This window comes from Streptomyces sp. NPDC001606 (assembly GCF_053596835.1).
Window position 1 is genome coordinate 65,614 of the sequence record NZ_JBSFHC010000024.1, and the last position, 19,612, is coordinate 85,225.

A 19,612-nucleotide genomic window follows, 5' to 3' on the forward strand; every position below is an offset into this window, starting at 1 on the left:
ACACGTGAACCGCGACAGGAGAACCCATGCCCATCACGACGCTTCAGATTCCGACCGTGGACGGCCAGGCCGACGCGTTCGCCGCGTTTCCCGACGGTGGCGGGCGGCATCCGGGGGTGCTGATGTACCCGGACGGCTTCGGCATCCGGCCGGTGCTTCGACAGATGGCCCGCGAACTGGCCGAGCACGGGTACTACGTACTCGTCCCCAACCTCTTCTACCGGCACGGCCCGGCACCGGTGATCGAACTCCCCGAGTACATCGGCGAAGAGGAACGACCCGCGGTCTTCGCCCAGTTGATGCCCTTGATCGAGGAGCACACCACAGAACGTGTGCTGCGCGACGCCGACGCCTATCTCACGTTTCTCACCGCTCAGCCGGAGGTCAGCGCCGGCCCGGTCGCGGTGACCGGCTACTGCATCGGCGGCCTCCTGGCGACGCGCACCGCCGCGGCCCACCCCGGCCAGGTAGCCGCCCTCGCCGCATTCCACGCCCCGGTGGGAGCCGACGGGCCCGACCGCCTCTCCCAGCTGACCGCCGAGGTCCACTTCGGCCATGCCGAGAGCGACATGACGCCCACGGCCCTCGACGAACTCGACCAGGCCCTGGACGCGACGGGTGTCGGCTACACCTCCGAGATCTACCCCGGCACCGCCCACGGCTTCACCATGTCCGACACCGATGCCTTCGACCCCGTCGCGTTGCAGCTTCACTGGAACCGTCTGTTGCCCCTTCTCGGCCACGCATTGACCAAGAGCTGAGAATCGGTGGAGGGCGCACGACCGGCGAGCTGTGGTAGGCAGGGCCGATGATGGCTGGAGCTGCCCGGGTATAGACCAAGGCTGCGCGGTGGCTGAAGGAGTGGCCCGAGTTGACGGTTCTGGGGTGGCCCTCCACCAGTGTCGTGCCGGCCTCGTCCGTCGGCTGACGTCGGCCGGGTGGGCGGCCCGGCCCCCCGTGCGGGGTCGCGGACGACACCGTCCTCGACCCCCTGCGCCGTACCGGCAGAGAACGGTCAGGAGAGGTCGAACTCCACGTGTTCGACGTCCGTGAAGCGGACCTCCTCCAGCTGGCCGGCGCGGCGGCCGTTGTCCTGGAAGTACACCTCCTTGAGCCCTTCTGCCGCGATCTCCCTGAGCTGCTGGTCACCGGCGCCGGCCTGCCGGGCGTCGAAGAGGCGGGCGGCGTACTGCGGTGGCAGGGCGACGGTCAGGTGCCGTACGCGGTCCTCGTCCGTCGACCCGATCGGCGCGGTGTAGCCGATCCGGGCCCGGGTGTCGATGACGATGCCGCCGGTGGTCGCCGCCCTCTGCCGCGCCCTGGCCCGGACCTGCGGCTGCCACCGCTTCTTCACCTCCCGCTCGAGGCGCGCGGCGAGGTCCGGCCGGGGCTTCTTGAGCTGGTCCTTCACATACCGCTCGACGGTGCGCTGGGAGACCCGCAGCATCTGGGCGACCGCCCTGGTGCCCTTGAGCTGCTTGACGAGGTACCGCATCTGCGCGCCCGCGCTCTTGGGCGCCGGACGGGTGAACGACTTCTGCACCGCGGCGTCCAGGCCGTCCCCGAACAGGCTCATCGTCGCCCTCTCCTACTCTCCGGTGTCGACGTCGCTGACGGTGCCGTCCTTGATGTACCGGGCGAGGTTGAGTTCCGGGGTGTTGAACCGCTCACGGACCTCCTCGCCCCACAGGACGCTCTGGGTGCCTTCATGCTTGACCAGGCCGGGGTTGACGCCGAGCTTGAAGCCGCCGGGCAGCGGCTTGCCCTCCCGGTACGGCAGGAAGTCCAGCGGCGACTCGCCGTTGGCCGCGTAGACGACACAGTCGGACAGGATCGCGACCGGGTACTGCCCCGTGAAGGCCGCGTGCTTGACGATCTTGCGGTGAAGGTTGATCCGGGTGCGGGAGATGATCGCCGCGCGGATGTCCGGCCGCCACGTCGGACGGGACAGCGCCCGCCACGGCCGGCCCGGCCGCCAGCCCTCGCCCCGGGGCCGCTCGCGCAGCTTGCCGATGCCCCCCTTGATCGTGGCCTTGACCGCCGAGACGACGATCGCCAGCTCCGGGTCGCGTTCCTTGTAGCCGTCCATGGCCGCGAGGAAGTCGGCCGGTGCCATGTCCGGGTGCACGCCGAGGTCGGCCATCGTGGCGAGGTAGGCGTCCCGCAGGCGGGTGTACCAGCCGTCCAGGTAGCGGCCGTTCTCATAGCGGACGTACGCCTCGACCGGGCGCACCTCGTAGCCCAGTTCCACCGCGTACGCCACGGTGGGCGTCGCGTACCAGGCCGGGCCCTCCGGGCGCTCGCCCCTCGGCGTGAACGGGGAGGGCAGCAGCTCGCCGTCCAGCCGCACCCACTCCTTGCCGGCCTTCACCCGGGACAGGTCGACATGGGAGAGATCCACGAGCCACGAGCCGGGCAGCTTCGGGTCGAACACGGGACTCTTGACGTGCGTGGGCGCGCCGAGTCCGACGATCAGGCCGTTGGCGCCGGCGCCGAAGGCGAGGTTGACGTCGATGCCGACCAGGTGGCGCAGGGTGCACTCGGCATCGGTCATCGGCCGCGCCCAGTCGTACGCCTCCTCGACGAGCTTCTCCGCCGGGCCGCGGACGTGGAAACGCGGCAGGTCCGCGAGGAGCGGGTGCCCGTCCGGGGCCTCGCAGGGCGCCGGGTCCACCGGGTCCTTGCCCAGGGAGCCGGGGTTGTGCTCGGAGTGCCGGTGGCCGTCGGCGTCGGGCGCGGAGGCGCGGGTCGGCGGGTGCAGCGCGGTCATCAGCTCCAGACCGGTCACGGCCGTGGATCCGCGTGGCGTCATCACGCGGGACGCGTACACGCCGAGGACGCGGGCGAGGCCGGCCGGCGGGAGCTGGGCGGCGTGGCCCCAGTGCCGGGAGTCGAGGGCGTGCCAGGACGGGATGCACAGCTGCACGCAGGCCCGCTCCGAGCCGCTGGCCGGGCGGTAGATCCGCGCCCATGGCCCGAACCCCCGCTTGGTCAGTTTCCAGTCGGCGCGGGCCAGTTGCCTGACGACCTTGTGGTTCTCCGCGATCCGCCCGGCCAGCCGCTCCTCGTCCGTGAGGGTGACCGGCAGACCGTAGCGCTGCAAGGCGGCCTCGGTGAGGACGAGCAGCGGGTCGGCGTCCTTGCCCGGACCGGACAGCTTCGGCTGCCCGAGCCTCCCCTCGGTGAGCGTCCATTCCACCAGCGCCGGGAGGGACTTGGCGGGTACGTCCAGGACCAGGCCGCCGGTGCAGTACGCCAGCACCTGACCGTCCTCGACGTCGACGACGGCGAGCGGGCCGTTCTCGAAGCGCGCGCGGGCGTCGGCCGGGGCCGCCTCCTTCGCGGCGGGGCGGCGCGTTGTGGGCGGGGCAGCGGGTTCGGAGGGGGAAGCGGGAGCGGGCTCCGGCGCCGGGGCCGCGGGGCCCGTGGCGATCTCCGGCACCGCCGTGTCCTTGTCCGCGTCCACCTCGGCGGGCTCGGCCGGGGCGGGATAGAGCTGGGCGAGGCCGTCGAGAAGTCGGGCGTACGCGTCCCGCTCCGGCGGGCGGGGCTCGGTCCGGCCGGCCTCCCAGCCGCTGACCGTGGCCCGGCGCACCTTCAGCGCGGCGGCCACCTCGTCCAGCGTCAGACCGTGCGCCTGACGCAGCCGCCTCCGCTCGGCCGGCGGCGGCAGCGCGGCACGGGACGCGAGGAGCGCGTCGACGGCGTCGAACAACTCGGACATGGAGCACCTCCACGCCCTACGCTACCCCATGAACCGGACATATCGCGTACGTTCAGCGTACGAAACGCGTTCGCTTGGCGCACGGCAGCCATCGACGCCCCCTCAGCGCGTGAGGATGCAGAAGGGATGTCCAGCAGGGTCGGTGAGGATCCGCGCCTTGTCCGGGTGCGGCTGGTGATCCGGCTTGCCCGCGCCCAGCTCCAGCAGCCGGGCCTCGGCCTCGTCCAGGCTGTCCGTGACCTTGAAGCAGATGTGAAGCTGCTGAGGAACGATCTGGTCGGGCCAGCTCGGAGCCCGGTAGTTCTCGACCCGCTGGAAGCCCATGAAGAGCCCGTCCGCACGGTTGAGACCGGCGAACTCGGAGTCCGACTTCGGGTGCGGCTCAAAGCCGGTGGCCTGCTGATAGAACGCCGCCAGAGCTAGCGGATCAGGGCAATCGAGTGTGATCGCGACCAATTCCATCTGCATGGAGGCTCCCAAGTCGGCGGTTCAACGGACGCTCAGTCGAGACAGAATTCGTTGCCCTCGATGTCCTGCATCACGATGCACGAGTCGTGGCCGTCGTACAGCAGTCGTACGCGGACCGCGCCGAGCGGGAGCAGCCGGGCGCACTCGGCTTCGAGGGCGGCCAGGCGCTCCTCACCCGTGAGCCCGGTGCCGACCCGCACACAGAGATGCACCCGGTTCTTGACGACCTTGGCCTCGGGAACGCGCTGGAAGAACAGGCGCGGGCCGACACCCGAAGGATCACTGCAAGCGAACCATGAACCCTGGTCCCCCGACGACCCCTCCGGTGGCGGCGCGGGGACGTACCCCAACACCTCGCACCAGAAGCGAGCGAGGCGCTCGGGTTCCGCGCAGTCGAAGGTGACTTGGAACTGTTTGATCATCGACACGGGCGCACCCTAACAGGGGCACTCCGTCGCCATCTCCGTTGATCTCCGTGGCGCCGACAGCCGCCGGGTTCCCCGGCAGCATGGCGGAACTGGCCGCCACCGTACGATGCCTGCGTGGCAGGGATCATCGACTACGGACGGTTCGCGGAGCGACTCCGGCGCCAACAGAGCACGGGGCGCTGGGAGTTGCTCGACGCGGTGCAGCAGGAGTGGGGATACGAGGACCCGGGAGGCGAGCCGGTCGCTTCCCGGTGGGGCGGGGAGAACTCCACCTACGGCATCGACACGAGCCTGCCCGTCCCCGCGGCGCTCGCCGAGTGGTGGGACTCCCCGGTCAACTCCTTCTCGTTCCGGCCACGGCTGTACTGGACGCACACCCAGTGGCCGCCGAAGATCTGGGTCGACGAGTACGGCGAGCGGGACCTTCACGAGGACGACGACTCCTACGACGAAGACGCCGAGTTGGACGCGCACCTGGACCCGGCGCGGGCCGACGGACTGCCCAAGGACAACCCGTTCCTGCCACCGGACGCCCCGGACCGGCGCATCTGCGTCTTCATGTCCGAGTACCAGTACTGCAACCAGTGGGGCTACCTCGCCGCCGAAGCCTCCGAACCCGACCCCCGGGTGCTGGTCAGCACCGGCAGCGGCTGGCAGCTGCAAAGCCGTTCACTCTCGGAGTTCTTCGTCCAACTGGCCCTGGAACGGCTGCCGGGAACGTACGGCTGGACCCTCAGGGTGGGCCGCGCGGACATCGAGGGCGCCCCGGCGGTCCTGGAGCGGCTGAGGGCCTCGTACCGCGAGGTGGGACTGCTGCCGTGGCAGGAGCTGGGCTGCGATGCGCTGATGTACGGCGGGCCGGATGTGCTCATCTCCCACGGCCGCGGCCCGGGCGCCGGCTTCGCCCTGGTGATCCGCGGCCGGACGCGTGAAGCGCTGCTCCAGGCCGTCGAGACCCTGGAGATCGCCTGCACCGACAAGGACATCAAGCCGCCCAGCGAGGTCCCCGAACCCCTGGAGGAACTCGGCCCGTTCGCGGTCGGCGACGGCGACGCCGACGACCGCGGGCGGTGGCGGGTGGAGTCCACCGGCGCCGCCCCCGCCGCCCTCACGGCCCCCGCCGTACTCCGCTCCCTGCCGGGCCGTACCGCCGTCGCCCTCGCCGAGGACGCCACCCTGGCCGCCGTTGGCGACGCCGAAGGCCGCGTCCACCTGTGGGAGGCCCCGGCCGAGGAGACCCCCGGCGAGCCGACCACGGCCGTCGGCAAGCCGCTGCACCGCGCCCCGGTGACCGCCCTCGCCTGCGTCCGGCTGGACGACGCCCACCGGGCCGTGGTCAGCGGCGACGCCCATGGCGTGCTGCGCTACTGGAGAACGGACCGCGCCCCGCGGCCCCTCCCCTTCGACCGACGGCGTACGGCGGTCACCGCGCTGACATCCGCCGGCCTGGCCACCGGCCCCGCGCTGGCCTGCGCCTGGGCGGACGGGCTGGTCCGCATCTGGGACCTGGACTCCGGCGCGGTGGCCCGGCTTCGGCTCGGCACCGGCATCACGGACCTGGCCCTGGAGCGCGACGGCACGCTGCACGTCACCGGGGCGTCCGGCCCGGTGGCGCTGCGCCTCGACCCGGAACGGCTGTGGCCGCACCGCGAACTCCAGCTGCGGCTGGACGACGTCGACTGGGGCTCGTACTGGTCCGCACGCGGTCCCGCGCACGCGGTACCCGGTCTGATCGGCCAGGTGGCATCCGACGACAAGAAGACCGCCATGGACGCGGTGCACGACCTGTACCGGCTGCTGGTCTCCAAGAGTTCGGGGCTGACTGCGGCGGCACCCGCGGTGCCGTTCCTGGCAGAGCTGATGACCGACCCCGACAACCAGGCCCGTCCCACCCTGCTGCTGCTCATCGCGGACATCGCCAACTGCGACAGCGCGGAGAACCGGGCGGCGGTACGGGCGGTCCTGCCCGCCCTGCGCTATCTGCACGACGATCCGCTGCCGTCGATCCGGTGGGCGGCGGCGGAGCTGGAGAAGCACTGTGCACCACGGCCGGGAGTGGAATAGGAGAGCGGGAACTGCCGACGGCCCGGCGGTCACAGATCCTTGCGCAGGAGAACACACATCGTCTCGTGGCGACGGATCACCCCGTCGGGCCCTTCCTCGTCCCAGGCGTCCGGCTTGTGGCCGTACGCGACGTAGCCGAGGCGTTCGTACAGAGCCCGAGCACGGGGGTTGTCATCCTCCACGGCGAGTTCGGCCCTGCGCAGGCCGCGGTCTCTGATCCGCTGTTCGGCCGCTCGGATCAGCATCGTGCCCAGGCCGCAGGACTGGAGCGCCGGAAGCACAGCGAGCTGCCACAGGGTCCCGGCCCCCTCGGAGACCTGGTAGTCGACGCCGCCGATCGCCACCGGCAGATCCGCGGCGGTGCATACGGCCAGGTAGTCCACCTCGCCGACAGCGGCTCGCGCCAACTCCCGCTCCACGTGGCGCAGATGGGTGGCCGACCCGGACCAGGTACATGCGGGCAGGTCTCGGGGCAGCAGATCGCGCACACCGACGGGTACGACGAGGGTCGCATCGGTGGAGCCGTGTGCAGTGCTCATGGCAGCGAGCATGACGAGCGGCGGGCCGGCGTGGCAACGCGATTTCGCCCGGCTTGCTGTGTGAAAGAGTCAACCGCCGTCGCCCAGGAGGTCGTACGAAGGCCGAACCCGAGAGGACCAGGAGCCGTTCCATGTCTGAGGAGATCACGCTGCGCCCGGTGACCGCCGACGATCTCGATCTGTTCGAGCGCGAGTTCAACGGGCCGGAAGGGGCCGGCCCGTACCAGTGGTTCGGCTTCGGTTCACCGGCCGGTCTGCGCCGGCAGTTCGCCGAGACCGGACTGCTCGGCCCTGACGGCGGCATGCTGTCCGTCGCCGAGGCGGGCCGGACGGTGGGCCGGGTCGAGTGGTTCGCCGGCGCCTGGGGGCGGCCCGCCACCTCCACCTGCTGGAGCCTGGCGATCGGCCTGGTGCCGGCCGCGCACGGCCGTGGCATAGGCACCCGGGCCCAGCGGCTGCTGGCCGAGTACCTCTTCGACCACACCAGGGCCGAGCGGCTGCAAGCCTGGACGGACTGCGCCAACCTCGCCGAGCAGCGTGCGCTGGAGAAGGCGGGCTTCGTCAGGGAGGGCGTGCTGCGCTCCGCACAGTGGCGCGGCGGCCGGTGGCACGACCAGGTGATCTTCTCCATGCTCCGCGCGGAGCGGTCCGGCGGCACACCGGGCTGAGGCCGAAAAAATATTTCTCCGACGATGTCGAGAACCCGTGACCGGCTCCGTCCCAGGGGTGAGCGCGACCAGAATGGGTCGCACGAACACCGAGGAGAACCACGATGGCGAAGTACCTGCTGCTGAAGCACTACCGCGGCGCCCCGGCTCCGGTGAACAACGTGCCCATGGACCAGTGGAGCCCGGAGGAGATCTCGGCCCACATGCAGTACATGCACGACTTCGCGGCCCGGCTGGAGAAGACCGGCGAGTTCGTCGACGGTCAGGCGCTCGCCCCGGAGGGGGCGTGGGTCCGCTACGACGGTGAGGGGCGCCCGCCGGTCACCGACGGACCGTTCGCGGAGACCAAGGACCTCATCGCCGGCTGGATGATCATCGACGTCGACAGCTACGAGCGGGCCGTCCAGCTGGCCGGGGAGCTGTCGGCCGCGCCGGGGGCCGGCGGCAGGCCGATCCACGAGTGGCTGGAGGTGCGCCCGTTCCTCGCCGCGCCGCCCACCATCACGGAGTGACGTCACCGATGGACGAGGTGCTGCTCAGGAGCCTCACGCCGAGCGTGCTCACCGTCCTCGTCCGCCGCGGAGCCGACTTCGCGGCGGCCGAGGACGCCGTACAGGACGCGCTGGTGGAGGCGCTGCGGGTCGGGGCGGCCGGCCCGTCCCCGGACTCCCGGCTGCGGCCGGGCGGGGAAGATCCCATCAGGGATGTCAAGGGCTGGCTGGTCACCGTGGCCTGGCGCAAGTTCCTCGATGCGACGCGCGCCGAGGCCGCCCGCCGGCGGCGTGAGGACCGCGTCGCGGAGGAGCCGGCGCCCGGGCCGGCACCCGCGGTGGACGACACGCTCCAGCTCTACTTCCTGTGCGCTCACCCGTCGCTGACCCCGGCGTCCGCGGTCGCGCTCACCCTGCGTGCCGTCGGCGGGCTCACCACCCGCCAGATCGCCCAGGCCTATCTGGTGCCCGAAGCGACCATGGCGCAACGCATCAGCCGGGCCAAGCGCACCGTGTCGGGGGTGCGCTTCGACCAGCCCGGCGATGTCGCCACCGTGCTGCGGGTGCTCTACCTGGTCTTCAACGAGGGCTACTCCGGGGACGTCGACCTCGCCGCCGAGGCCATCCGGCTCACCCGGCAGCTCGCGGCCGCCGTCGACCACCCCGAGGTGGCGGGGCTGCTCGCCCTCATGCTGCTGCACCACGCCCGACGCGCGGCCCGGACCGCGCCCGACGGCAGCCTGGTGCCGCTCGCCGAGCAGGACCGCGGCCGGTGGGACACCGCGTTGATCGCCGAGGGGGTGGAGATCTTGCAGGCGGCGTTGGCCCGTGACCGGCTGGGCGAGTTCCAGGCCCAGGCCGCCATCGCCGCCCTCCACGCCGACGCGCCGCGCGCCGCCGAGACCGACTGGGTGCAGATCGTCGAGTGGTACGACGAGCTGACACGGCTGACCGACAGTCCGGTCGTCCGGCTCAACCGGGCGGCCGCCGTCGGCGAGGCCGACGGACCGCGCGCCGGCCTGGCCGCGCTCGCCGAGCTGGACGCCTCACTGCCCCGCCACACCGCGGTCGCGGCCTACCTGCACGAGCGCGACGGCGACCTGGACACGGCGGCACGGCTGTACGCGGAGGCCGCCCACAAGGCGCCCAACCTGGCCGAGCGCGACCACCTGACACGTCAGGCCGCCCGGCTCAACACCGGCCGATCTCGCTGAGGGATTGCACCTGGTCAGGCACCTGAGCCCGCCTCGGACCACACGCTTGCCTGGGCCAGCACTCCGGTGCTGAATTTGTTGCTGATCGAGGTGATGGTCAGGACAGCCGTACGGCCCTCCTTCGTGGTGAGGCAGATCACCGATCCCACCTTTGCCTCGACCATCGTGACGCCCTTGGTGTTCACGAGGTCCGAGCAGTCCTGCCTCGTCGGCATCCCGTGCCCGGACCACAGGGCCAGGGTGGGGTCGTCGCTGCTGAGGCGTGGCGGATCGACCAGCCCCAGTTGTACGTCGGCCTCGAAGCCGTACCGGCTGCGCCCGGGTGGGTTCTTGTCCAGCATCGGCCCGTACTCGGAGATGCGGACACTGCCCGTCCACTGGATGCTGTTGGACGGCGAGGACACCGACGCAGAGGGCGCGGGAACATCCCCTTGACCGGCCGTCCGGGACGGCTGGGAGTCCGCCGAGTGCGGCGAGGCGCTGGTCGAAGGCGATGTCGGACCGGAAGGAACCGGCCCGGGCCCGCCCTTGCCCGCCGCCCTCGACCCGCCCCGCCCGGAGAGTTCCACCAGCCCCCAGGTGAGCGCGCCGACGGCCAGCGCCGCCACCAGAAGCACGGCGATGAGCCGCGGTCGCCCACGGCCGCCTCGCTGCTCTCCGAGGTACAGGTTGTACTGGGTGGACTGGGGGCCGCTCTGCGCGGCCGTGTTTCCCTGGAAGGTGTTCCCGGCCACCCCGCCCTCGTCGCCTCTCCTCTCGGTCATGCCCCCGACCCGAAGTGGTTGGTCTGCCGGGTGTGGGCGCCGATCTGGAACGCCGTAGGACCCTCGAAGGTGTTGCCCTGGACCAGAGCGCCGGTGGCCGGGTCCGGTTCGCCGAACGGTGCCATGAGCGCGCGCAGTTCGGTGATCACCTGTGCGCGCTCTCGCTCGTCAAGACCTTCCAGGAACCTTCTCAGTCGGACCTGCCAGGACTGCTGGAGCAACTCCCTCTCGTCGTCACTCAGTTCGGTGTCCGCCAGGTCCGCTGTCGTCTGGTCGAGGCGCATCAGCTCCGCTTGTTCCCGCTGTGCGTCTCCCCTGCCCAGCAGCCGGCCGAGCCGTGCCCGCAGCACGGCCCACGCGTCGGTTCCGGCCGCCTGCAAGATGCCGGCCGCGATCACACTTGCCGCCTCGTCGAGCATGCGTCGCCTCCCTCTTCGCAACGTCCACTCACGGTAGCGTCGCCGGCGGTTGAGAGGTGCCGCATTCACCGACAGTCCACGGCCCCTAGGCGTAGAAGGGCCCGGGAGTGCTCCACGTGGTGTGGCCGAAGACGTTGTCGTCGGCGATGGTCAGGCTGATGTTCGTGACCTTCAGCCCGTACTGGGTCGGTGTCATGCCGTCGGGGCAGGCGACCTGCACCGCAGGGAAGTTCATGAAGAAGTACGGGCCCGTGTCCCGGGTCGTGTCGGAACGCAGGGCGGACAGTACCCAGTTGGCCTCGGTGAGGTAGTAGACCCGCGTCAGCTGCTGGTGTTCGGTGCGCGCCACGAAGGCGGTGTCGTGGTCGAAGGTCCCGTCGGGGCGCAGGCAGCCGAAGGTGCGGGCGGTGTCGGCGTAGGCGGTGAACCAGTAGTCGGTGCTGCTCAGACCCGCGGTGTAACCGGGCTGGCTGCGCACGTTGTGCAGGGTGAAGTCGAGCTTGAAGCCGCCGCAGCCGGGCGTCGGATCGTAGTCGTGGTAGATGAGCTGGCACTTGTGGTCGCCGAAGGCGGCCGTGGGATCCGGCCGGTACGGCTGTGGGACCACGGCGCCGTGGAAGGTCACGGTGGCCGAGACACCGCCCTCGGTGGCGGCCGGAATGTCCGCGCTCGCGGTCGCGTTCGCCCCTTGCGCACCGGCCAGGACCAGCCCGGCCCCCATGAGCAGGGCGACGGTCAGCCGGGCCAGGGATCTGCGCAGGCGCTCCAGTTGCTCCATGGACGAACCCCCCTGTGACATACGACGCGGCGTCCGCGGGCTCGCGGACACGCGGGCACACGCTAGCCGCGCATCCGTGACTCGTCCGGCGAACCATGCGAAACGGCGTGAAACGTGCGCTCCGCCGGAAGAGGCGGTCAGCGGTTCGGCTGCCACTCGAACATCAGGATGGTGGCGTCGTCACGGAGCCTGCTGTCCTCGGAGTCGAGCAGCGAATGGATCAGTCGGCGGAGCGTCTCGGGTGGGAGTTCGCCGGTGGAGGTGGCCCGGATGACATAGTCGGCGAACCGCTCCAGTCCGAGCAGCCTGCCGTCGGCCATCCGCGCCTCGGTGACGCCGTCGGTGTACAGCAGTACGCGGTCGCCGGGCCGCAGCCGCGCCTCGTGGATCCTGCGTTCCCGCCCGGTCAGCAGGGAGCGCAGACCCATGGGCGGATCCGGCTCGCGGACCAGTGCGTCGACCATGAGCCGCTGATCGCGGATGAGCAGGGGCGCGGGATGGCCGCAGTTGCTCCACTCCAGCACCCCCGTGGAGAAGTCGAGCTGCGCGAGGATCCCGGTGCAGAACTGGTCGGGCAGCCATTGGCCGAGCGCTGCGTCCACGCCGTCCACGAGCGAGCGCAGGTCGGCGTCGGTGCGCCGGGCGTTGCGGCAGGCCGCGAGGGCCACCGCGCTGGTGAGCCCGGAGGCGAGGTTGTGTCCCATGGCGTCCAGGACGACGGCGTGCAGCGAGGTCGTGGTGAGGGAGTGGTCGAAGGCGTCGCCGCCGATGTCGTACGCGGGTTCCAGGACGGCGGTGGAGACGACCTGGAGATTGCCGATGGTGCGGGGCGGGAGGAAGGCGCGCAGCATCTCGGCGGGCAGGTGCATGGCTTCGGTGCGGGTCCGCCGTACGAAGGAGTCCTTGTACGCCCGCTTCGACGTGATCATCATCGCCAGCAGCGCGGCCAGGGCCCGGCCCTGGCGCAGCGAGGCCGCGGTGAGCGAGTGGGTGTGCACGGCGAGGACACCGAGCCGCTCGGCGCCGTCCAGCAGCGGGAACCAGGCCGTCATCCCGTCCCGGTCGGACTCCTCCACGCGCAGCGACTGGGTGCGGTAGCACCAGCCGGCGCACGATGCGTCGATGGGCAGGCTCGCGGTCACGTCGGTGAGCGGCACGAGGTGGCGCTGCTGGAGATCGGCGAGGTAGACCACGGCGTGCCGCAGGCCGATCGCCTTCGCGCAGTGGGCGACGGCGGCGGTGAGGTCGAGCGTGCAGCTGACGGGATCGGCGAGGAACTCCTCCAGCGGCGCACTGCCCGGTTCTGCCGTCACCTCTTGATCACCACCCCGGACCGGTCGTCGTCCCAGCAGTCCCACTCTCACATCGCATCCCGGGCCGTGCAGCCCGCGTTCCCCCACCCGGGGGCCCCGGCCCTCAGCCGGTGGCGAGGGTGCGCAGTTGGTCCTGGGAGCCGTTGAACCGGTCGTGGTCGCCGACCGTGGGGCCGGTGGAGGTGTACTGCCACATCGTGTACGACGACCAGCCCGCCGGCAGCGTCCCGGCGGTGGTGGCGTACCGGGCGATCCACAGCGGGTTGGCGGAGAAGCCGCCGTAGTTGCCCGTGCACTGGGTCCACCAGCTCGTGGCCGTGTAGATGACCGCGTTACGGCCGGTGCGGGTCTTGTAGCGGTTCAGGAAGTCCCGGATCCAGCTGACCATCCCGCTCTGGGACTTGCCGTAACAGGCGTCGCCGTACGGGTTCCACTCGATGTCCAGGGCCCCGGGGAGGGTCTTGGCGTCCTTGGACCAGCCGCCGCCGTGGTCCGCGAACCAGTCGGCCTGGGTGGCGCCGCCGGTCGTGTCCGGGGTCGCGAAGTGGTAGGCGCCGCGGATCATGCCGACGCCGTACGCGCCTTCGTACTGCTGGGTGAAGTAGGGGTTGGTGTAGTAGGTCCCCTCGGTCGCCTTGGTGTAGGCCCACCTGGCGCCGCTGCCCCACAGGGTGGCCCAGTCGACGTCGCCCTGGTAGCTGGAGACGTCCACGCCCTCGGTCTGGGTGGCCCGGCCGGCCAGCGGTGGTGATCCGGAGAATCCGTCGTGGGCGAGGACGCCGATGCCCATGTAGGCGCTGCCGCGCACGGGTGCGCCCCCGGCGCCGTCGGAGGCGGCCGGGGGGCTGGAGACAAGGAGCAGAAGGCCGGTCAGGGTGCCGACGAGGCACAGGCTGGACCGGCCGCGGAATCGGGATATGGAGCTTCGCACGGAATCCATCTGACCCGGCATCGGGTCGTTCCGCACTCCGGGTGCGCCCGAAGAGCCCGTCCGCGGCCGGTGATTGCGCCATGTGGGTGCGGCCGGGTCAGCCCGCGATGCGGTGCTGGCTCCAGAAGGAGGTCAGGTCCGTGCTCGTGGCGGCCTGGGCCGCCGCCTTGAACTCGGCGGTGGTGGAGACCCCGTACCAGTGCGCGGCCGCGTAGTCCTTGAGCAGCTTCGCCATGGCGGTGTCGCCGAGGACACGCCGCAGGTCGTGCAGCGCGCACTTGCCGTAGCCGTAGACGACGGTGGAGTACCGGGAGGGGTGGGCGTCCCAGTAGGCCATCGAGTTGGTGATCTTCTCCGCGCTGGAGGACCAGGAGACGCTGCTCCAGCAGTTGCTGCCGGTCTTGCCGAGGGCGAGGTCGGTGGCGTAGTCGGTGAACGCCTCGTCCAGCCAGGGGCTGTTGTACTCGTCGTCGCCGACGATGCCGTACCACCACTGGTGGCCGATCTCATGGGTGAGCGCGGTGGTGCTGACCAGGTCCAGGACGAAGCCGGGGTACTCCATCCCGCCGAACCAGTAGTTGTTGTCGAGGACGGCGTCCAGCTCGCCGTAGGGGTAGGCGCCGAAGCGTGCCGCGTGGGCGTCGACGGCGGACTTGGCGGTGCTGAGCATCGACTGGGCGCTCGAGGAGCTGATGCCCGAGACGGAGTAGACGTTCACCCGGACGCCCGCCGTGGAAGTGCCGGAGATCTTGGTGAAGGGTCCGGCGGCCCAGGCGAAGTCACGGACCTGGGAGGCGGTGGCCGTGGTGACGGTACGGCCGCTGGAGCCGGGGGTGTCGGTGGAGGTGCCGGTGGCGGGCACCAGCAGGGTGCTGGGGTGGTCGAGGGTCACCTTGAAGTCGGCGGCCAGGGAGTAGAACGACTCGCCGTTGTCGGTGTACGGGTCGAGGTGCCAGCCGGCGCCGTCGCGGACGGCGAGGACGGGCAGGGCGTTGCCGATGAAGCTGTAGGCGCCGTCGTGGCCGAACCGGTCGGCGCCGCTGGGCACGGTGATGCCCAGGTCGAAGCCGATGGTGGCACTCTGGCCCTGGCCGAGCGTGCTGGGCAGGGACACCTGGAGGGCGGTGCAGTCCACGGAGAGCGCGCCCGCGGTGCCTCCGGTGACGTTGCCGACCTGGACGGGCATCGCGTCGCAGGTGCCGTGGTAGTTGTCCCACAGCCGCAGGTACACCTCGTTCAGCGCCGTCGCGGAGGTGTTGGTGAAGGTGACGCTCTCGTGCCCGGTCCAGACGGTGCCGCTCGTGTTGCTGCTCAGGCTCACGGTGTACGACGGGGTGCCCGGGCTGCGGGTGGTGTCGGTGGCCGTCTGCGCGGCGGCCGGGGTGCCGGGGAGGAGAAGCGCCGCCAGCGCGGCGACGGCGAAGGCCCATGCACCGAGGGCCTTGTGGGGGGTCGATCTCACGGAAGCTCCTTTGCGGCGGCCGGGGTCCCGGCCTGCTCGGTGACCGCGCGGCCGGCGGGGTAGCGCCGGGGGCGGCCTGGTGTGGGGCGTGCGTGATCGCTGTGCGGTGGTGCGGTCAGGCGCCCCCATGGGGTCGGGGCGCCGACTGCCGAAAGAGTGACAGATTTGACCCGCACATGCCAGGATTGACGGTGCGGTGGCCCTGCCGGGCCGGCGCCGGGGGCGGACGCCGCGCGCTCCCCCGGCCGGATCGGTCAGCCGGTGTGCACGGTGATGAGGACCGCGGCGGCTTCGGTGCCGTCCGGGGCGGTCCAGCCGCGGGCGACATGGCCGGCCGCTCCCTCGGCGGGCAGCGGCGGGCGGCCCGCGACCGGGTGCGGCACGCGGTGGACGTGCAGCGCGATGCCGTGCGGGGTGGACAGCCGGGTGCCTTCCGGGCCGTCGGCCGGCTCGGGGGTGAACGGGGCCGGGGTGAAGGGGGCGCCGGTGAAGGAGACGACCACCTCGGGGTCCGGTGTGTCGCTCACGCTCTGGGCCATCGGCTGCGCCGTGCCCCCGAGGAGCCGCAGCAGCTCGGTCACCAGCACCGGGTCGTGGCAGCCGTCGTACACCCAGCGCTTGCCCAGTACTCCGTGCTCCATGGTGCCGACGAGGGCGTGCTCGGCGCCGTCGAGCGGCGCGCCGCGGTAGGTCAGCGGGGCGAAGTAGGCGGTGGGTTCGGCGGTGGAGGTGTCGGTGGCCACCATGAACTCCATACCGACCTCGCCCTCGGGGTCGTCCAGCCGGAAGCCGCCGGACTTCTCCAGGACCGGCGCGCCCGAGCCGCGGTACCAGGGCCGGGTCGGCAGCCAGTCGGTGAGCAGTTCGAGCTTCGTGGGCTTGAGGGTGGTGTGGTGGATGACGGCCATACCGACGGCTTCCTCCCGTTGCACGGAAACGAACCCTGTCACTTTTCCACACCGGCGCGGACGGTTCGCCATCGGGCGGGCGCGGCCGCGTGGTTGGGGGGCCGGCCGGGAACAGCTGCTTCCGGCCGGTGCGCGATGGAGGGGGCATGCGGTCGGCGGACGCGGGTATGCGGGTGCCACATCACCCGTCCACCCACGAGGAACTATCCATCCCCACCGCAGGAAGGCGACACACATGCTGATGGCACACCCGGCGGTACTGACGGACCTCATCTCCCAGTACGAGGCCCTCACCCTGCTCGGTGCCGACGAGAGCACTCCGCAGGCCCGGCAGCGGCTCGCCGACATCTCCTACACGCTGTGCGTGGCCACCGGCACCAAGGACGTCGACATGGCCCTCATCGCCGCCCGCCACCGGCTCTCCGGAGCGCGTCCGGAGGACGACTCGCTGCTGCTGACGTCCGAACCCACGAAGACCACGTCTGTCTGAACCCGTCGCCTCCGGCTTCTGGTCGGCGCGGCCTACCGGGCGGTATACAGGCCCAGTCGAACGCGCGGGGACCGCACTGCGGTGCGGTCCCCGCCGCGATGTGCCGGCCCCAGGGGGAGGACGCATGACGAACGGAAGACGCACGGCGAACGGTGCGAGAGGCCGGCGGGCAGCCGCGGTGCTGGGGGCGGCGCTGGGCGGTTGCGCCCTGGTCGCCACGGCCACCACACCGGCCGCCGCCCATCCCGAGGGACAGGGCCACGGCCTGCGGTATGCGGCGCTCGGCGACTCCTACACCTCGGGCCCCGGCATCCCCCGCCAGGTGGACGCCGACTGTGCCCGCTCCGACCACAACTACCCGTCCCTCGTGGCGGCCGACCAGGCGGCGACGGCGTTCACGGACGTCAGCTGCGGCGGCGCCACGACCGCGCAGATGTGGCAGGCCCAGGGCAGCAACCCGCCGCAGCTCGACGCGCTGGACCGGCACACCGATCTGGTGACGGTGCAGATCGGCGGCAACGACGTCGGTTTCGGCAGCATCATCGCCACCTGCGCCCGGCTCGCCGCCCAGGATCCGGCCGGCGACCCGTGCGAGCGCTCCTACACCGCGTCCGGCGCGGACGAACTGACCCTCGCCGTGCTGCGGACGGCGCCGAAGGTGGCCGGAGTGCTGCGGGCCGTGCACGCCCGGGCGCCGCACGCGCGGGTGGTCGTCGTCGGCTATCCGGACCTGCTGCCCGACGACGGCAGCGGCTGCTTCCCGCAGGTCCCCTTCGCCCAGGGCGACTTCGCCTATCTGCGGGACACCGAGAAGCGGCTCAACCTGATGCTGCGCGTGGTGGCCGGCCTGAACCGGGCCGAGTACGTCGACACCTACGGCCCCACCGTCGGCCACGACATGTGCAAGGCGCCCGCCGACCGCTGGATCGAGCCGCTCCGGCCGGCCGCTCCGGCCGCCCCCGCCCACCCCAACGCGCTGGGCGAACAGGCCATGGCGCAGGCGGTGCTGGACCGGCTGGAACAGGGACGCGGACGCGGCTGACGCGACCTGAGCCGAGGGGCGGCCTCCGGCTGGCGGGGGCCGCCCCTTCGGCGGGTCTCAGCCGCCGAGCGCGCCGAGGACGACCGCCTGGGCCTCCTCCTGCACCCGGGCGAGGTGGTCGGGGCCGAGGAAGGACTCGGCGTACACCTTGTAGACGTCCTCGGTGCCCGAGGGGCGGGCCGCGAACCAGGCGTTGTCGGTGGTCACCTTGATGCCGCCGATGGCCGCGCCGTTGCCGGGCGCCTCGGTGAGGACGGCGGTGACCGGCTCGCCGGCCAGCGTGTCGGCGCTGACCTGGGCCGGGGACAACTTGGCGAGCAGCGCCTTCTGCTCCCGGGAGGCGGGCGCGTCGGTCCGGGCGTAGGCGGGCTCGCCGAAGCGCGCGGTCAGGTCGGCGTAGTGCTCGGACGGGGTCTTGTCGGTGACGGCCGTGATCTCGGAGGCGAGCAGCGCCAGGATGATGCCGTCCTTGTCGGTGGTCCACACCGAGCCGTCCCGGCGCAGGAAGGAGGCGCCGGCCGACTCCTCGCCGCCGAACCCGAGGGTGCCGCCGGCCAGTCCGTCCACGAACCACTTGAACCCGACGGGGACTTCGACGAGTTCCCGGCCGAGGTCGGCGGCGACCCGGTCGATCATGGTGGAGGAGACCAGCGTCTTGCCGATGCCGACGGCGGCCGGCCACTGCTCGCGGTGGCGGTAGAGGTAGGAGATGGCGACCGCGAGGTAGTGGTTGGGGTTCATCAGCCCGGCGTCCGGGGTGACGATGCCGTGCCGGTCGGCGTCGGCGTCGTTGCCGGTGGCGATGCGGAACCGGTCGCGCTGCTCGATGAGGGAGGCCATCGCGTGGGGCGAGGAGCAGTCCATGCGGATCTGCCCGTCCCAGTCCAGGGTCATGAACCGCCAGGTGGGGTCGGTGTGCGGGTTGACCACCGTCAGGTCGATGCCGTGCTGTTCGGCGATCCGGCCCCAGTAGGCGACGGAGGCGCCGCCGAGCGGGTCGGCGCCGATGCGCACCCCGGCCGCGCGGATCGCGTCCAGGTCGAGGACGCTGGGCAGGTCACCGACGTACGCACCGAGGAAGTCGTGGCGTCCGGTGGTGTCCGCGGCGAGCGCCCGCGCGTACGGCATCCGGCGTACGTCCTTCAGGCCGCCCGTGATGATCTCGTTGGCCCGGTCCTGGATCCAGGAGGTGGCGTCGGAGGCCGCCGGGCCGCCGCTCGGCGGGTTGTACTTGAAGCCGCCGTCGGCGGGCGGGTTGTGCGACGGGGTGACGACCACGCCGTCCGCGAGACCGGAGGTGCGGCCCCGGTTGTGGCTGAGGATGGCGTGCGAGACGGCCGGGGTGGGGGTGTAGCCGTCGGCGCTGTCCACGAGCACGGTCACCCCGTTGGCGGCGAACACCTCCAGCGCGGTGACCTTGGCGGGCTCCGACAGGGCGTGTGTGTCGGCGCCGAGGAAGAGCGGTCCGTCGGTGCCCTGCGCGGCCCGGTACTCGCAGATGGCCTGGCTGGTGGCGGCGATGTGGTCCTCGTTGAAGGCGCATCCGAGGGACGAACCCCGGTGCCCCGAGGTGCCGAACGCCACCCTCTGGCCCGGGTCGGCCGGGTCGGGGTGCAGGGCGTAGTACGCCGTGACCAGCCGGGCCACGTCGACAAGGTCCTCGGGACCGGCCGGCCGGCCGGCTCGCTCGTGCGGCATGAGTCCGTATCCTCCGCATGGGTGTGTGGTTCGCTCGCCGCCCATCTTTCCTCGTCAGGGCCCTGACACGCGAGTCGGCGCGTATGATCCGAGCCTCCGACGACCGCGCCGTGCCGCCCTGCACGCAGGGCGCCTTTCGCAGACAGGCCTGCCACCGTGACCGGATCCGCCGTCAGAGCCCCCTGGCTCCTCGCTCGTTGCGCACAGGTGG

The 19,612-nt window shown here is 71.7% G+C and carries 19 protein-coding genes and 1 pseudogene; 7 read left to right on the forward strand and 13 right to left on the reverse strand.

The genetic code is table 11. The annotated features are described in order from the left end of the window. Positions 1-26 precede the first annotated feature (26 nt). Complete coding sequence (locus tag ACWCV9_RS32985) at positions 27-761, forward strand: dienelactone hydrolase family protein (RefSeq protein WP_450792117.1); 735 nt, start codon at positions 27-29, stop codon at positions 759-761. A 254-nt stretch (positions 762-1,015) separates the two neighbouring features. Here ACWCV9_RS32985 and tpg read toward each other — a convergent pair whose 3' ends face one another. The 4 genes from tpg to ACWCV9_RS33005 form a co-directional block, all read right to left on the reverse strand. After that, positions 1,016-1,576 carry a telomere-protecting terminal protein Tpg gene (gene tpg, locus ACWCV9_RS32990; protein WP_450792119.1) on the reverse strand — a complete coding sequence of 187 codons (561 nt, stop codon included), beginning with the start codon at positions 1,574-1,576 and terminating at the stop codon, positions 1,016-1,018. A gap of 12 nt (positions 1,577-1,588) precedes the next feature. After that, on the reverse strand, positions 1,589-3,724 hold the full coding sequence (gene tap, locus ACWCV9_RS32995; protein ID WP_450792120.1) for a telomere-associated protein Tap: 2,136 nt from the start codon (positions 3,722-3,724) through the stop codon (positions 1,589-1,591). Positions 3,725-3,826: 102 nt separating this feature from the next. Further along, positions 3,827-4,192: a VOC family protein gene (locus ACWCV9_RS33000; RefSeq protein ID WP_450792121.1), complete on the reverse strand. Its 366-nt coding sequence runs from the start codon at positions 4,190-4,192 to the stop codon at positions 3,827-3,829. Between the two features lie 32 nt (positions 4,193-4,224). Next, positions 4,225-4,620 (reverse strand): VOC family protein, encoded by a 396-nt coding sequence (locus ACWCV9_RS33005; protein ID WP_450792123.1) that lies wholly within the window; start codon positions 4,618-4,620, stop codon positions 4,225-4,227. 114 nt (positions 4,621-4,734) lie between these two features. Between ACWCV9_RS33005 and ACWCV9_RS33010 the strand changes: the two genes are divergently transcribed. Then, positions 4,735-6,684, forward strand: coding sequence for a WD40 repeat domain-containing protein (locus ACWCV9_RS33010; protein ID WP_450792124.1), 1,950 nt, complete (start codon positions 4,735-4,737; stop codon positions 6,682-6,684). Positions 6,685-6,713: 29 nt separating this feature from the next. On the opposite strand, the gene ACWCV9_RS33015 is transcribed toward ACWCV9_RS33010, so the two are convergent. Beyond that, positions 6,714-7,235, reverse strand: a complete 522-nt coding sequence (locus tag ACWCV9_RS33015) for a GNAT family N-acetyltransferase (RefSeq protein WP_450792125.1) — start codon at positions 7,233-7,235, stop codon at positions 6,714-6,716. Positions 7,236-7,354: 119 nt separating this feature from the next. On the opposite strand from ACWCV9_RS33015, the gene ACWCV9_RS33020 reads away from it, so the two are divergent. The 3 genes from ACWCV9_RS33020 (at position 7,355) to ACWCV9_RS33030 (ending at position 9,596) form a co-directional block, all read left to right on the forward strand. Continuing rightward, complete coding sequence (locus tag ACWCV9_RS33020; RefSeq protein ID WP_450792126.1) at positions 7,355-7,891, forward strand: GNAT family N-acetyltransferase; 537 nt, start codon at positions 7,355-7,357, stop codon at positions 7,889-7,891. A 104-nt stretch (positions 7,892-7,995) separates the two neighbouring features. Next, positions 7,996-8,403 (forward strand): YciI family protein, encoded by a 408-nt coding sequence (locus tag ACWCV9_RS33025; protein ID WP_450792128.1) that lies wholly within the window; start codon positions 7,996-7,998, stop codon positions 8,401-8,403. An 8-nt stretch (positions 8,404-8,411) separates the two neighbouring features. Beyond that, entirely contained in the window at positions 8,412-9,596 is a 1,185-nt protein-coding gene (locus tag ACWCV9_RS33030; RefSeq protein ID WP_450792208.1) for an RNA polymerase sigma factor, read from the forward strand. Positions 9,597-9,610: 14 nt separating this feature from the next. Here ACWCV9_RS33030 and ACWCV9_RS33035 read toward each other — a convergent pair whose 3' ends face one another. The 7 genes and pseudogenes from ACWCV9_RS33035 to ACWCV9_RS33065 all read right to left on the reverse strand — a co-directional run bounded on the left by ACWCV9_RS33035 (position 9,611) and on the right by ACWCV9_RS33065 (position 16,171). Continuing rightward, entirely contained in the window at positions 9,611-10,360 is a 750-nt protein-coding gene (locus ACWCV9_RS33035; protein ID WP_450792129.1) for a hypothetical protein, read from the reverse strand. Further along, positions 10,357-10,779, reverse strand: coding sequence for a hypothetical protein (locus ACWCV9_RS33040; protein ID WP_450792131.1), 423 nt, complete (start codon positions 10,777-10,779; stop codon positions 10,357-10,359). Before ACWCV9_RS33040 ends, ACWCV9_RS33035 begins: the two co-directional genes overlap by 4 nt. An 85-nt stretch (positions 10,780-10,864) precedes the next feature. Next, positions 10,865-11,557 (reverse strand): hypothetical protein, encoded by a 693-nt coding sequence (locus tag ACWCV9_RS33045; protein ID WP_450792132.1) that lies wholly within the window; start codon positions 11,555-11,557, stop codon positions 10,865-10,867. 137 nt (positions 11,558-11,694) lie between these two features. Beyond that, the gene (locus ACWCV9_RS33050; protein ID WP_450792134.1) at positions 11,695-12,870 is read right to left on the reverse strand and encodes a PP2C family protein-serine/threonine phosphatase; all 1,176 of its coding nucleotides are present in this window, start codon (positions 12,868-12,870) and stop codon (positions 11,695-11,697) included. A 103-nt stretch (positions 12,871-12,973) separates the two neighbouring features. Further along, positions 12,974-13,810, reverse strand: a complete 837-nt coding sequence (locus ACWCV9_RS33055; RefSeq protein ID WP_450792136.1) for a lysozyme — start codon at positions 13,808-13,810, stop codon at positions 12,974-12,976. A gap of 88 nt (positions 13,811-13,898) precedes the next feature. Beyond that, a pseudogene (locus ACWCV9_RS33060) lies at positions 13,899-15,158 on the reverse strand (M1 family metallopeptidase); the annotation flags it as partial. Positions 15,159-15,517: 359 nt separating this feature from the next. Then, the gene (locus ACWCV9_RS33065; protein WP_450792137.1) at positions 15,518-16,171 is read right to left on the reverse strand and encodes a maltokinase N-terminal cap-like domain-containing protein; all 654 of its coding nucleotides are present in this window, start codon (positions 16,169-16,171) and stop codon (positions 15,518-15,520) included. Positions 16,172-16,406: 235 nt separating this feature from the next. On the opposite strand from ACWCV9_RS33065, the gene ACWCV9_RS33070 reads away from it, so the two are divergent. Next, positions 16,407-16,661, forward strand: coding sequence for a DUF5133 domain-containing protein (locus tag ACWCV9_RS33070; protein ID WP_450792139.1), 255 nt, complete (start codon positions 16,407-16,409; stop codon positions 16,659-16,661). Between the two features lie 124 nt (positions 16,662-16,785). Continuing rightward, positions 16,786-17,703 (forward strand): SGNH/GDSL hydrolase family protein, encoded by a 918-nt coding sequence (locus ACWCV9_RS33075; RefSeq protein ID WP_450792141.1) that lies wholly within the window; start codon positions 16,786-16,788, stop codon positions 17,701-17,703. A gap of 57 nt (positions 17,704-17,760) precedes the next feature. Here the strand turns inward: ACWCV9_RS33075 and pgm are convergent, their stop codons facing one another. Next, positions 17,761-19,401 carry a phosphoglucomutase (alpha-D-glucose-1,6-bisphosphate-dependent) gene (gene pgm, locus ACWCV9_RS33080; protein WP_450792143.1) on the reverse strand — a complete coding sequence of 547 codons (1,641 nt, stop codon included), beginning with the start codon at positions 19,399-19,401 and terminating at the stop codon, positions 17,761-17,763. Positions 19,402-19,612: the final 211 nt, after the last annotated feature.